General features: G+C 67.6%; 11 protein-coding genes and 1 pseudogene. 7 read left to right on the top strand and 5 right to left on the bottom strand.

What is annotated here, in order from left to right; all coding sequences use genetic code 11:
* Positions 1-1,652: TonB-dependent receptor domain-containing protein (locus ACWIQA_RS09110; protein WP_448582758.1), on the bottom strand; the 1,652-nt coding region annotated here is incomplete at its 3' end.
* Positions 1,653-1,742: 90 nt separating this feature from the next.
* Here ACWIQA_RS09110 and ACWIQA_RS09105 point away from each other — a divergent pair.
* Complete coding sequence (locus tag ACWIQA_RS09105) at positions 1,743-2,306, top strand: nitroreductase family protein (protein WP_448582757.1); 564 nt, start codon at positions 1,743-1,745, stop codon at positions 2,304-2,306.
* Here the strand turns inward: ACWIQA_RS09105 and ACWIQA_RS09100 are convergent.
* Positions 2,303-2,800: a hypothetical protein gene (locus ACWIQA_RS09100; protein ID WP_448582756.1), complete on the bottom strand. Its 498-nt coding sequence runs from the start codon at positions 2,798-2,800 to the stop codon at positions 2,303-2,305. The genes ACWIQA_RS09105 and ACWIQA_RS09100 overlap by 4 nt on opposite strands.
* Before the next feature lie 38 nt (positions 2,801-2,838).
* Between ACWIQA_RS09100 and ACWIQA_RS09095 the strand changes: the two genes are divergently transcribed.
* Positions 2,839-3,642: a 3'(2'),5'-bisphosphate nucleotidase CysQ family protein gene (locus ACWIQA_RS09095; RefSeq protein WP_448582755.1), complete on the top strand. Its 804-nt coding sequence runs from the start codon at positions 2,839-2,841 to the stop codon at positions 3,640-3,642.
* Positions 3,643-4,092: 450 nt separating this feature from the next.
* Here the strand turns inward: ACWIQA_RS09095 and ACWIQA_RS09090 are convergent, their stop codons facing one another.
* Positions 4,093-5,889 (bottom strand): acyl-CoA dehydrogenase C-terminal domain-containing protein, encoded by a 1,797-nt coding sequence (locus ACWIQA_RS09090; protein ID WP_448582754.1) that lies wholly within the window; start codon positions 5,887-5,889, stop codon positions 4,093-4,095.
* A 47-nt stretch (positions 5,890-5,936) separates the two neighbouring features.
* Between ACWIQA_RS09090 and ACWIQA_RS09085 the strand changes: the two genes are divergently transcribed.
* Together ACWIQA_RS09085 and ACWIQA_RS09080 are read left to right on the top strand one after the other, a co-directional pair.
* Complete coding sequence (locus ACWIQA_RS09085) at positions 5,937-6,890, top strand: L-threonylcarbamoyladenylate synthase (protein ID WP_448582753.1); 954 nt, start codon at positions 5,937-5,939, stop codon at positions 6,888-6,890.
* Between the two features lie 43 nt (positions 6,891-6,933).
* A complete protein-coding gene (locus ACWIQA_RS09080) occupies positions 6,934-7,521 on the top strand; it encodes a YqaA family protein (RefSeq protein ID WP_448582752.1) in 588 nt (195 codons plus the stop codon).
* Here ACWIQA_RS09080 and ACWIQA_RS09075 read toward each other — a convergent pair.
* Positions 7,518-8,693: an acyl-CoA dehydrogenase family protein gene (locus ACWIQA_RS09075; RefSeq protein WP_448582751.1), complete on the bottom strand. Its 1,176-nt coding sequence runs from the start codon at positions 8,691-8,693 to the stop codon at positions 7,518-7,520. The two genes, ACWIQA_RS09080 and ACWIQA_RS09075, sit on opposite strands and share 4 nt — an antisense overlap.
* Positions 8,694-8,746: 53 nt before the next feature.
* Here ACWIQA_RS09075 and ACWIQA_RS09070 point away from each other — a divergent pair, with 53 nt between their 5' ends.
* Entirely contained in the window at positions 8,747-10,786 is a 2,040-nt protein-coding gene (locus ACWIQA_RS09070) for a prolyl oligopeptidase family serine peptidase (RefSeq protein ID WP_448582750.1), read from the top strand.
* Here the strand turns inward: ACWIQA_RS09070 and msrA are convergent.
* Positions 10,764-11,348: a peptide-methionine (S)-S-oxide reductase MsrA gene (gene msrA / locus ACWIQA_RS09065; RefSeq protein ID WP_448582749.1), complete on the bottom strand. Its 585-nt coding sequence runs from the start codon at positions 11,346-11,348 to the stop codon at positions 10,764-10,766. The genes ACWIQA_RS09070 and msrA overlap by 23 nt on opposite strands.
* A gap of 249 nt (positions 11,349-11,597) precedes the next feature.
* Here msrA and ACWIQA_RS09060 point away from each other — a divergent pair, with 249 nt between their 5' ends.
* Complete coding sequence (locus tag ACWIQA_RS09060; protein WP_448582748.1) at positions 11,598-12,347, top strand: helix-turn-helix transcriptional regulator; 750 nt, start codon at positions 11,598-11,600, stop codon at positions 12,345-12,347.
* Positions 12,348-13,538: 1,191 nt separating this feature from the next.
* Positions 13,539-13,634, top strand: a pseudogene (locus ACWIQA_RS09055) (PEPxxWA-CTERM sorting domain-containing protein); the annotation flags it as partial.
* Between the last annotated feature and the right edge of the window lie 60 nt (positions 13,635-13,694).

Raw genomic sequence — 13,694 nt, 5'->3', positions numbered from 1 at the left:
GCGACGGCGCCGCCATCGACGGTTGCGTCCACGAACGCAACGCCAGCTTCGAGGTGAAAGGGCCCGCGATCAAGGCTCAGGTCCGCTTCCACTCCGCTGGCCTCGATCGCTGGCAGGTTCAGTCTCTGGCGGAAGACGCCTCCCGGTCCGATGAAGCCCACACCAGGGAAGTTGCCAGGGCCACGGCCACGAGTCACATTGGCGATTGCGCCCTCGAGCCGGTTGGCGAAGCCGGTGACGGCAAGCCGGGGGCCCTCCGGCCGGCCGAGATCCATGCCTCCCTCCACGCCGGTCAGGCGCTCGGGACGAAGAAGCGGGTTGGCTGCAGTTGCGTCCTGGCCGGCCCGGAAGGGGCGGTGGAGCTCGTTGAGAGTCGGCAGCCGCCAGCCCGAATAGCCGGCCAGCCGCAGCGCCAGCGGAGAGGAAGGCGCAGACCAGCGGGCGCCAGCCCGCCAGCTCGGCTCGGTGCCGCGGCGGTCAGGGGCGGCCTCATTCCGGATGACAGCTCCAGTCACAAGGTCGCCCTCGAACAGCCGGCCGTCGGAGAGCGACCAGCGGTCGACGCGGCCGCCCGCCGAAAGCTCGAGGCCTGGCATGGGCGCCCATGAAAGCTCGGCGAAGCCGCCGCCACTTGCACTCGTTCCGCCCGCAGTGCGGAACGCGGTGGGGCTTCCAGCAACAAAACGGAAACGCTCCCGTGTCGTGCCTTGGGCGAAGCGCCAGTCGCCGCCGACACGCAGGAACGGGAGCGGCCGGATTTCGATGCGCCCGCCCACACCCGAGGCTGGGGTTGCGAACTGGTCGAGCGTCAGGGTGGCGACCGTCCGGGACGAGTTGAGAGCGAGATTTTTGGCCATGAAGTCGCGGAGCTGGCCGTAGAGCAGCACTTCGGCGGGGATTGGGCCGCGGTGGACGAGTCGCAGGCCAAGATCGCCTCCGCTGGTGCGCGTATCGGCGCCTTCGAGGCCGCGCAGACGGCTGTCGGCGAAGGCGGCAAGGCTTGCCTGGAGCTCGGTCGCGCTGCCGAGCGATGCAAGGGCGCGGCCGCGCAAGCCCCACTGGCGGGAGCGCGCCGGAACATCGACCGAGCCGGCGCGGTCAGCCGCGACAAGAAGGAAGCCGTTGCTGCGGCGCAGCCGGCCAGCAAGCCCAAAGGCGCCGCCTCCGGCCACAGGAAGGGCGGCACCGCCCGCGAGATCAAGGCTTGCGAAACTGCCGCCGCGCACTGCCGTAAAGGTGGAAGGTGGGCCGGAGTCGAGCGCGATGGCGCCGGTGAGGGCGCCGGGGCCTTCGCTGACGCTGCCGCCGCCGCGAGTTATGCGCGCCGCGGCGAGCGGGGCTGCGTCAAGCGCTGCAGTTGCAATCCAGCCGGCAAAGAGATCCGCCTGGGGGATGCCATCGAGCGTGAGCACCACGCGGCTTGCCGCATTTCCTCCAAGTGCGCGCAAGGTGACACCTTGCGCCGTGGGGCTTGCGCTTGCCGAGGATGCGCGGCGGAAGGTGGAAAGACCCGGCACCCGAGCGAGCGCCGCCTCAACACGGCCCGCAGGAGTCGCAAGCGCTGCAGCGTCAAGCCGGATTTCGCCCAAGGGCAAAGCCGGGGCTTCGAGCGCAGTTCCGGTGACGAGAATTTCAGGAGGGACAAGGTCCATGCTGCCCCCTTAGCCCTGCCCAGAGCGGCTGCGAACCCGTGACCGCAAGCAGGCTGGCGGCATCAGCGCTGGCGTGGCAGGGCAGCATCCATGTTCAATGACCGCTCCGACCCGCTTGCCCTGCTCCTGACCCGCCGGTCGGGCAAGGCACGCGATCTCGCACCCCCCGGCCCTGATGCCGCAATGCTCGACACGCTACTCCGGGCCGCGATGCGGGTGCCAGACCATGGCAAGCTTGCCCCCTGGCGGTTCGTGGTCATCGAAGACCGGGTCCGCTTCGCTGACACGATCCTTCGCCTCTATCAGGCCGAGCGACCAGAGGCCGGACGCCTTGAACTCCAGGCACTCAGGGACTTCGCCTTTCAGGCCCCGGCCCTCGTTGCCACCATCAGTCTGGTGCGGGACTGCCACATTCCAGCCTGGGAGCAGGAGCTTTCGGCCGGGGCTGCAACCGCCCACCTGATGCTGGCCGCCCATGCGGCGGGCTTTGCCGCCAACTGGCTGACCGGGCCGGCCGCCTATCTCCCCGGAATGGCCGAGGCGCTTGGCGTTCCCGGCGGGCGGATCGCCGGCTTCGTTTTCATCGGAACCCCGACAAAGCCGCTTGAAGAACGGCCGCGGGCGGCACCGGACGAGGTGGTGCTGCGCTTCTAGCGGACCCGCATCACTGGCACGCTGCGGTTGAGGCTCTCGATCCGGAGCGTGAAGCCGCCCATGGTGGCGCGGCGGACGCTGACGGGCGTGCCGGGCCTGACGATCGCGAGGAAGACGCCATCAGTCTGCCGCCACATCTGGCCATTGTCGAGCAGAAACACGAGCTTCCGTTGCGAATCGGTGAAGGTCTCCGCAATGCTTGCCTCGATCCGGTCGATCCGTTCCTCGCGCTGGGCCGGGCTGACGCCGCGGGCACCGAAGCTCTCGACCCGGGTCGCCCTCGCCTTCTCCGCGGCTTCGGCGGCAGCCGCGCGCTCGGCGGCAAGCCGCTTGCCCTCGGCCGACAGCGCGGCAACAGTGCGATCATAGCAGGCAAGCCGCTCGGCATCCCCGGCGATGCGGGCACAGGCCAGGAAGGCCTCGGTGCCCTTCGGCGTGCCCTGCGCCAGCGCCGGGCCAGCGACCAGCAGCGATAGCAACCGCAAGGCGCGCATCTTCCGCTCCTCCCCTTTTGCCGCCAATAGACCCGGCGATGGCGCAACCTGCAACCCCCCGCGCGGACGCTCGCGCAGTCCTCGAAGCGGCCATGCGCACCGCAGGGCAGACGATCGAGGCCCTGAAGGCGGCCGGCCTTGCGCCGCGCGACAAGGCGGATGCGAGCCCCGTGACGGAAGCTGACGAGGCCGCCGAGCAGATCCTGGAGGCGGCCGTACGCGGCGTGGAGCCCGATGCCGTCATCGTCGGCGAGGAGACGGCGAGCGCGGGCCACCTGCCGCCGCCCCCGGGCCGCTTCTGGCTCATCGACCCGCTCGACGGCACGCGGGACTTCATCGCCGGGCGCGACGGCTATACCGTCAACCTGGCGCTGGTGGTGGCGGGCGTGCCGGTCTTCGGTCTGGTGCTCCACCCACCGAGCGGACGGCTGTGGGGCGGTGCCGTGGGCGAGGGCGCCTGGCAAGCGGATCGGGAGGGAGGGCAGCGGGCTATCCGGACCCGGACGCTTCCCGCAGCGCCGGCGCTGGTGCTGAGCCATTCCCACCTCGACGCAAAGACCCGCGCCTGGGCCGAGGCGGTGGAGGGGGCGACCCGCGCAAGCGCGGGTTCGTCGATCAAGTTCTGCCTGCTCGCGGAAGGAACGGCGGATGCCTATCCGCGGTTCGGCCCGACGATGGAGTGGGACACGGCTGCGGCCGACGCGGTGTTGCGCGCGGCTGGGGGCATAACGATCGGTGCGGATGGCGCTCCCTTGCGCTACGGCAAGCCAGGCTATCGCAACGAAGCGTTCCTGGCGATTGGCGACCCCGGGGCGACCGGCAAGCTGCCGGCATTCGCCTAAGCGCGCGAACCTCCAGCTCTGCGGCGAACCGGGGCAGGGAGTCGCGAGGCGTCTTGGCGCCGAAGCTGCCTTCTCCCCTTGCCCGAGGAGTGCGCCAAGACCAGAGCGCAAAAACCGCAAAACCAAGGCGTTGGTCTTGCGAGTCGCAGCCGATTGCTGCTGATGGCGCCACGAAGCCAGGGCAGTCTTGCGCCGCTTGCGACTCCTCGGTCATTGCCTCTGCCACATGAGACCCCCCTCGCACCTGCCCGGCGCGAACGGCCCGTCGCCCGCAGGCGCAAGTGACCACGCGGAACGTCGGCGGCGATTCCCAGAGAGGCTTCCCGCCAGCCCAGGCGAGACTGGCCGTCCCACGCTGGGGAACGGGCCTTTGCGTGCCTGACCCTTTCCCGCCCGCAGCGCCAAGCAGGCGACGGCCAAGGACCTTTGCTGCCGGCGCCCGCTCTTCCGTCAGGCCGCCAGCGCTTCCTCCGGGACGGCGTAGAGCATGTCCGCGCCGCGGGTGATGGGCCCGAGCAGGGCCGGGGCCGCGGGCAGGATCTGCTCGGCGTAGAAGCGGGCGGTCACAAGCTTGGCACGCAGGAAGACCGGGTCGCCTTCCCCCCTCTCTAGTCGGCGCGCAGCCTCAACTGCCTGGCGGGCGAGAAGTGTGCCGCCCAGCGTGAGGCCGAACATCCGCAAGAAAGGCGTTGCCCCCGCTGCCGTGTCGGCAAGCTTGTCGCCCTCATTGCCCACGAGCCACACGGCCGCGGTCTGGAGCGCTTCCAGTGCGTCCTCAAGATAGGGGCGCATCGCACCGAGATCGCCGGACGAGGGCAGGTCGCGCAAGAAGCTGCGCTCGCGCTGGAGGAGGGCGCGCCAGTGGCGGCCACCGTCCATGGTGAGCTTGCGGCCGACAAGATCGAGCGCCTGGATGCCATTGGTGCCCTCGTAGATGGGGGCGATCCGGCTGTCGCGATAATGCTGGGCCGCCCCCGTCTCCTCGACATAGCCCATGCCGCCAAAGACCTGGAGGGCGAGGCTCGAGGCTTCGACCCCGATGTCGGTCGCAAACGCCTTGGTGACGGGGGTGAGGAGATCGGCGAGGCCCTGCGCTTCGGCACGACGGGCAGCATCAGGCTCGGCATGGGCGCGATCGACGGCGGCGGCATTGAGGAAGGCGATGGCCCGTGCTGCTTCCGAGAGCGCCTTCACCGTCATGAGCATCCGGCGGACATCGGCATGTTCGATGATGCGGACTGGCGCACGCGAGGCCGCGCCGAACTTCGCCGACTGCACCCGCTCCTTTGCATGGGCGAGCGCATGCTGGAAGGCCCGCGAGGCAATGGCGATGCCCTGGAGGCCGACATTGATGCGGGCGTGGTTCATCATGGTGAACATGGCTCGCATGCCACCTTGCTCTTCGCCGATGAGGAATCCGACGCAGGAGTCCCGGTCACCGAAGGCCATGGTGCAGGTGGGAGAGGCATGGATCCCGAGCTTGTGCTCAAGGGCAACGGCGCGGACATCGTTGCGCGCCCCGAGGCTGCCATCCGGGTTCACCAGGAACTTCGGCACCAGGAAGAGCGAAATCCCCTTGGTGCCGGGCGGGGCACCGGGTGTGCGGGCGAGGACCAAGTGGAGGATGTTGTCGGCAAGGTCATGCTCGCCCCAAGTGATGTAGATCTTGCTGCCCTTGAGGCGCCAGCTGCCGTCAGGTGCCGGGGTGGCGGTGGTCTTGAGCGCGCCCACATCGGAGCCGGCTTGCGGCTCGGTCAGGTTCATGGTGCCGGTCCAGCGGCCTTCGATAAGCGGCTTCAGGTAGAGCTGCTTCTGCTCCTCGCTGGCGTGGGCCTGCAGCGCCTCGATCGCGCCAAGGGTCAGCATCGGGCAGAGCGAGAAGGCCATGTTGGCCGCCGTCACCTGCTCCTGGACGGCGCAGGCGAGCGCGAAGGGTAGGCCCTGTCCGCCCCATGCCGGGGCCGCGTTGAGGCCGATCCAGCCGCCGTCCCGGTAGGCGGCGAAGGCCGCAGCGAAGCCCTCCGGAAGTATGACCGCCCCGTCGGCGGCGATCCTTGCGCCCTCGCGATCGCCGAGGCTGTTAAGCGGCGCGAACACGCCGGACGCGAGCTTGCCCGCTTCCTCGAGCACGGCATCGACAAGATCAAAGGTCGCTGCCTCGAACCCGGGAAGGGTGGCAAGGCCGGCCAGGTCCGCGACGGTCTCGAGGACGAACTTCTGCTCGGCGATCGGTGCCCGGTAGTCCATGCTCACCCCTTTGCCCTCGTGCCTGTGCGCGGCCTATAGCCGCCCCGGTGGCAACGACCAGACCCCCGCGCGCGGCCGATGCGCACGCCATCGCCGATGTGGTCCGCCATCTCGGGCGGGGCGGGATCGCCGTGGTGCCGACCGAGACGGTCTATGGCCTTGCCGCTGACGCTGCCAGCCCGGAAGCCGTTGCGAGGGTGTTCCGGGCCAAGGGCCGGCCAGCGGCCAATCCCCTGATCGTCCACGTCACCGGCCAAGAGATGGCAGCACTCTACGCCGAGATCCCGCCGCTTGCAGCCCGGCTCATGACCCGCTTCTGGCCGGGGCCGCTGACGCTGGTGCTGCCGAAGCGCGCCGACGCGCCCCTTGCCGACGCGGTGACGGCCGGCCTTGCGACCGTGGCATTGCGCGCGCCCGACCATCCGGTGATGCAGGCGGTGATTGCCGGGCTCGGCCGCGGGGTGGCGGCGCCGTCGGCCAATGTCTCGGGCCGGCTGTCGCCGACTCGCGCTGAACATGTGCATGCGCTCGACGTGCCGCTGGTACTCGATGCGGGGCCCTGCCGTCTTGGCGTCGAGTCGAGCGTGCTCAAGGTGGACCGGGGCCGGCTGCTGCTGTTGCGGCCGGGCAGCCTCGATTCGGCAACGCTCGCCGAGGCGGCCGGCGTCGCGGTGGAGGCGCCGGGCAACGCGGCCGCGGCGCCCGAGGCCCCCGGCATGGCGTTCCGCCATTATGCGCCGCGGCTGCCGCTCGACCTCGACGTCACCGAGCCAGCGCCGGGGCGCTTCTTGCTTGGCTTCGGCGCCATTGAGGGGGACTTCAACTTGTCGCCAGCAGGCGACGTAACCGAAGCAGCCGCCACCCTCTTTGATGCGCTTCACCGAGCTGAGGCGAGCGGCAAGGCGCGGATCGGCGTTGCACCCATTCCGGACCGGGGGGTGGGGGCTGCCATCCGCGACCGGCTCGCCCGTGCTGCCGCGGCGGCTGGCGGGACACCATGAACCGGCTCGCCTCTGTGCGCAGCCGCTGCTAGGGGCGGCCGCCATGCTCCGCTCGCTTTATGACTGGACCCTTTCCCGATGCAGCCATCCTCATGCCGAGCGGTGGCTCGCTGCGGTCAGCTTTGCGGAGGCGAGCTTCTTCCCCATCCCGCCCGATGCGCTGCTCGCCCCCATGTGCCTGGCGCGGCCCGAGCAGGCGCTTCGCTATGCCCTCGTGTGCACCCTCGCCTCGGTCGCAGGCGCGCTCCTTGGCTATGCGATCGGCATGTTCCTGTTCGAGACCGTTGGCCGGCCGATCCTTGAATTCTATGGAGCGATGGCGAAATTCGACCGGTTGGCGGCGGAGTTCAACGCCCATGGCCCGCTCATCGTCTTCCTGGCTGGCTTCACACCTTTGCCGTTCAAGGTCATCACCATCGCGGCGGGCGCAACCGCGCTGCCGCTGCCGGTGCTCATCCTTGCCAGCCTTGTCTCGCGGGCGGCGCGCTTCTTCCTGGTGGCCGTGCTCTTGTGGAAGTTCGGTGCGCCGATGAAGGAGTTCATTGACCGCAACTTCGCGCTTCTGACGACTGCCTTCGGGGTTCTCCTCGTTGGCGGCTTTGCCGTCATCGGCTGGCTCGGGGTGCGCTAGCGCGTGCTGCTGAAGAGCTGGCGGCCGGCGAGATCGAGCATAATCTCCTCCGATCCGCCGCCGATCGCATTCACCCTGACCTCGCGATAGATTCGCTCCACCTTGCTGCCCCGGAGATAGCTGGCGCCGCCGAGCACCTGTGCGGCTTCCCGGGCGACATTCTCAAGGCTGCGGGTCGCCTGCACCTTCAGCATGGCGTAGCTCGCCGGCTGGCCCATGCCCTTCCGGTGCTGGTCGGCGAGGAGATCGACCCAGGCCTGGGTTGCTTCCACCTGGCGGACGAGATCGGCAAGCTTGATCCGGATCGCCTGGTGCTGGATGAGCGGCTTGCCGAAGGTTTCGCGGGTCTGTGCCCAGTCCACCGCCTCGGCGAGTGCGACGCGCGCCATCGCCATGCAGCCATGGGCCATGCCGAGCCGTTCCGCGTTGAAGTTGCGCATGATGCCAAGAAAGCCGCCGTTCTCGGGGCCGATCAGATTCTCCGGCGGCACCTCCACATCTGCAAAATAGAGGGCCGCAGTGTCGGAACAGTGCCAGCCCATTTTCTCAAGTCGCGTGCGGGAAACGCCGGGCCTGTCCGCTTCGATAAGCATGAGCGAAATGCCGCCCATTCCCGGGCCGCCGGTGCGCACTGCAACCGTGAACCAGTCAGCGCGCATGCCCGACGTGATGAACATCTTGGCGCCGTTGACAACATAATGATTGCCGCGTCGTTCGGCGCGCGTCTTCAGCTGTGCAACGTCCGATCCGCCCGAAGGCTCGGTAATGGCAAGGGCGATGATCTTCTCGCCGGCAAGCACCGGAGGGGCCACTCTGCGCTTCAATTCCTCCGAGCCGAGCGCGAGGATCGGCGGCAGGCCGATACTGTGAGTCATGAGACTGGCGCCAAGGCCACCAGCGCCGGGTGCGGCAAGCTCCTCAGACTGGGTGAGGTTATGGAAGATGTCGAAGCCTTCAGAGGTGCCCCCATAGGCTTCCGGATAGCCAAGACCGAGGATGCCGGCGGCAGCTGCCTTCTGGTGCAACTCGCGCGGGAGTTCGCCGTCCTGCTCCCACTGGTCGATAAAGGGCACGACCTCGCGCTCGACGAACCGCCGGACCGATTGGGCGACTGCTTCGTGGCTGTCGTCATAGAAGGGCGAGCGCGCCCGCCAGTCCTCGAACATGCGCATTTGCCTCTCCTCAAGCCTCCGCCTAGCAGGAACGCGAGAGGAACGGGAAGCTCATGAAATTTGCCTGTCTTGCCGCCCTGCTGCTTGCACTCACAGTTCCTGTTGCCGCGCGCACGCCGTTCGAGGCAGCCGACCTCTACCAGCTGCAGCAAATCGAGAACCCGGTTCTCGCTGCCGACGGCCGGCGGGTGCTGTTCACCCGGGTGCGCTTCGACGAGGGTAGCGACCGGCGCCAGGGCGAGCTTTGGCTGGCCCATCTCGATGCAAGCGGTGCCATCATCGACCAGCGGCTGCTGGTGCCAGCAAGCCTTGCTCCGCGCGAGGCGAGCTTCACGCCTGATGGCAGCCGAATCGCCTTTGTCGGCCAGCACATGGGAGGCGCGCAGCTCTTCGTGCTCACGCTGGCCGACCCGGTCGCGCGCCCGGCAACGAGCGGCGAGACCGTACCCATGGGTCCTGTCTGGTCACCCGATGGCCGGCGGCTCGCCTTCATCGGCCGGGTGCCGGCCAAGGCCCCCGCCCTGGTCGGCATGCCGCCGCGCGCAAAGGGCGCTGATCGTGCTCCCGAACCGAAGCTCGTCACCGACCTCTTCTGGCGGACAGATGCAGGCGGCGAAGTGAAGCCGGGCGCCTTCCACCTGTTCGTGCTCGATCTCGACTCCGGCACCACGACCCAACTGACCTCTGGGCCCGAAGACATGGTCGACCCAAATGGCCTTGCTTGGACCCCGGACGGACGCTTCCTCATCGCCTCAAGGAATAGCGACCGGATCAAGGAGCCGACCGAGAGCAACCTGTGGCGGTTCGATGCCGGCCGCCCTGGGGCTGCACCAGTCCAGCTCACCAGCCGGCCAGGAAGCGAGTTCGCACCTGCCGTCTCGCCCGACGGCCGGACGCTCGCCTTTCTGGGTGCTGAGGCGACGCGGGACTTCTATCCCATGCCGGAAGTCTGGCTGATGCCGCTGGCACCCGGTGCCCCCATCCGCAAGGCTGCACCATCGCTTGACCGGCCGGTTGCAGCAGCCCCGCTCTGGCGCGCGGACTCAGCTGCCCTCCACATCCTCTACCATGACGAGGGCGTGACCCGGGTGGGCGAAGTGGACGCAGCCTCGGGCGCTGTCACGGTCAAGGTGCCGGTGGTCGGAGGCACGCGGCTCTATCTCCCGTCGGCCGGCGGGCAGTTTTCAGCGGCGGCCGGGACCTTCGCCTGGACGACCGCGCACGCTGACCGGCCCGCCGGACTTGGTGTCTCGAAGGGCGGCGAGCAGACTGGCAGGCTTGATCCCAACGCCCGCTGGGCCGAAGGCAAACGGGCCAGCGCTATCGAGGAGGTGCGGGCCAAGGCGCCCGACGGTCGAGAGATCCAAGGCTGGCTCATGTTCCCGCCCGGCTTCGATCGCCGCAAGCGCTACCCCCTCATCCTCGACATTCACGGTGGCCCCAATACGGACTACGGGCCCATCTTCTCAGTCACGCACGCGCTCTACGCTGCCGCTGGCTACCTTGTGCTATTCACCAACCCGCGCGGGAGCATCGGGTATGGCCGCGAATTCGCCAACCTCATCACTGGCTCCTACCCCGGCGCTGACCACGAGGACCTGATGGCCATGGTGGATGCAGTCGCCGCCCGCGCTTACGCCGACCCGCGCAATCTCTTCATCGGCGGTGGCTCGGGCGGCGGCGTGCTGACCTTGAACGCGATCGGCCGCGCGCCGGGCAAATTTCGTGCTGCGGTTGCACTGCGCCCAGTGACCGACTGGACCAACCAGGTGACAACAGCGGACAATTCCCCCTTCTTCCTGCAGCAATGGATGGGAGCACCCCCCTGGGACGAGCCTGAACGCTATCGGGCGCGCTCCCCCTTCTTCCTTGCCGGCAAGATCATAACGCCGACCCTTCTCATCACGGGCGAGGCGGATTTCCGCACGCCGATCGCGCAGACCGAGATGATGTTCGGCGCACTCAAGCAGCGGGGAGTGGAAACGATGATGATTCGACTGCCCGACGCAAACCATGGCATGGGCCGCCCCTCACAATGGCTGCAATCGATTCTGGCCCCGATCGAGTGGTTCAACCGCCACCGCCTGAAGTGACTTCGTCTTTCAGTCGGTCGGCGTGGGTTCTCAGGAACTTCCTGACCTTGGGGGCGATGACGGCAGTGCAATAGGGGTTCCGGTCCCCGACTCGGTCAAAGTAGCGATGATGCTCGGCTTCAGCCTCGTAGAAGGGTGCGGCCGGCTCGATGGTTGTGACGACCGGCACGCGCAAGCCGGCCTGAGCACGAGAGATGGCCGCCTTTGCCTCTGCCTCCTGCGAAGCGGACTGGGGGAAGATTGCCGAGCGATACTGGGGTCCCACATCATTGCCCTGGCGGTTGAGCTGGGTCGGATCGTGCGTTGCAAAGAAGATGTCGAGCAGGTCGGCATAGCCGATGACGTCCGGATCAAAGCGGATCCGAACCGCCTCGGCATGACCCGTGGTGCCAGTGCACACTGCCTTGTAGCTGGGGCGCTCGACATGGCCGCCAGTGTAGCCGCAAGTGACCTCGTGGACTCCGCGCACACGCTGGAAGATCGCCTCGGTGCACCAGAAGCAGCCGCCGGCAACAACGGCAGTCTCCAGCCGACCCAACGCCCTTTCTCCAGTTGCAACCATGGCCATCTCCCAAAGCGCCCAGGCCCGCTGCCAAGCCGCGGATGTGTGCAGCTGACAAGGTTCCACAAAACTCCGCAAGCCGCACAGGTTCTGGAATATTGACATCCGGCCCACCGCGCCACATCATTGCGGCAAGAAGGGTCGAAGTCAGAGGTCCGGATCGTGGACGGCGGTCCAGGCCAACGGCGGGGGACTGGCCATGATCGGCTGTCCGGGTGGTCGCCGGGCTTTCTCCGGCGGGCAGCAGGCGTGACTTCGACGCAAGTCCGGGCCTTCGAACGCGTGCAGGCGTTCGTGTCTGATGTGAAGCATGCGCGGCGCCTTGAAGACGTCGGCGAGCTGTTGTCGGCGGCGACGCGTGCCTTTGCCTTCGACCACTTCGCGATGACGCAGCGCTACGGGCTCCGCATTGACAATGTGGCGGTGCAGCTGTCCGACTATCCGAAAGACTGGATCGAGCTGCTGAGGACTGGCAGCTTCTGGGCCGATGATCCGGTGCTGGCGGCGTGCCAGCGCACCGTTGCTCCCTTTGCCTGGGACGATCTTCCCAACCTTCTCGAGCTCACGCCCAGACAGGAAGCCTATATGGCGAAGGCAGAGCAGGAGGGGCTGGCCCAAGGCTGGACCGTTCCCATCCACATTCCTGGCGAAGCAAGCGGACTGTGCTCATTCGTGCTGTCGACCAAGCGCGAGCTGCCGCGCGAGAGCCTGCCGGCAGCACAATATCTTGCCTGCTTTAGCTTCGAGGCGGCCCGGCGGCTTGCAGCCCGAGGCAAGCTTCCCCTGCCCCGGCTCACGCGGCGCCAGCTCGAATGCGTTGTGCTCGCTGCACGCGGCAAGAGCGACTGGGTGGCAGGCCAGATCCTCGGTCTCGCGCCAGATACCGTCCACAAATATCTGGAGCAGGCCAAGGCCCGCTTCGGAGTCTCGAGCCGGACCGAGCTTGTCGTGCGCGCCCTCTATGATGGCCAGCTGAGCTTCGGCGACATTCTGGGTTGAGCCTGGTTCCTTCCCCAAACGCCCGATCCGTGGCAAAAGGCGAATCAGCGAGAGCTCCGGCTCCGCAGTCATCGTCCATGAACGGGGGTTCTCATGCGTCCACTCTTTTTGGCTGGCCTTGCGACGATAATGGCCAGTCCCGCACTTGCATTTGTCAGCAAACCGGTCTCTTCCGCCACGCCTTTCGAGCGCACGGTCTCGGGCATAATTGGCCAGGTCACCTGGCAGGCGCGCAGCCTGCTCGTAGGCCAGACCTCGACTGCCACGCTGGCTGCTGGGGGCGATCCCATCTATCTGCCCTCGCGGCCGCACAAGAATGGCCTTGCCTTCCTCGAGATCAATTTCCCGGGCCTCGGCATTGGCTATTGCTCAGGGAGCCTCCTGCCCGACGGCCAATCGATCCTGACAGCCGCCCACTGCGTCAGCTTCGGCGGCGGCGTTCCTTACGCCGACGTCGCCAAGGTCTATTTCTACAAGGGGCCGGGCGACCCCTTTTATGACCTCAATTACAGTCCCGCCAACCCGGATTTCGCCCTCCGCTCCAGCGCCTCAATCCATGTCGCAGCGGGCTATTCGGGCTCGGTTATCGACCATCATGACGTCGCCATCATCCGGCTTTCCGATATGGCGCCCGATTGGGCGACCCGCTACGAGCTGGCGGCGGTGCGTGACCTGACCGGGGTCAATTTCACCATCGCCGGCTTCGGCGACCGAGGGCCCAGTGGGGACTTCGGCGCGACCTTCCTCTTCGGCCGCTTGCGTGAGGGCGACAACCGTTTCGATTTCCGCCTGGGGGATCCCGATTTCGGGGGCGCCTGGCGGCTCATCCTTGGCGAGCCGCTAAGCCGGATCAGCCACAGCTGGCTATCCGATTTCGACCGGTCCGGGTCGTCGGTTAACGATGCCTCGTGCAAGGTGGCGGTGCTGGGCTTCGGCCTTGCGCCATCAGGCAAATATTGCGACACGGGCCGGGGTGCGCGCGAAGTCGGTGCTGCCAGTGGGGATTCGGGCGGCCCGCAATTCGTTGACGGCCGGATCGTGTCTGTCACCTCCTACGGCATGACCTTCAAGACCTTGTTCGGCGACGTCGACGATTTCCTCAACTCGACCTTCGGGGAATTTACGGGCTATGCACCGCTGTGGCTCCATCGCCGCTGGATCGAAAGTCTGAGCCCCGGTGCCTTTGGCGCTCCCATTCCAGAGCCCGGCACCTGGGCGATGCTCATTACAGGGTTCGGGCTCGTCGGTGTCGCGGCGCGGCGGCGAAGGGAAGTGACCTCCGCCTGAGGTGGTTTGCAGGGCGCTTTCGGGGGGCTGGTTGCGATGCTGGCCCCCTTTTCCCTCGCC

Source organism: Thermaurantiacus sp., assembly GCF_053487655.1.
The sequence above is the reverse complement of the archived record's forward strand: the minus strand, read 5'-3'. Positions and strand labels throughout refer to the sequence as shown.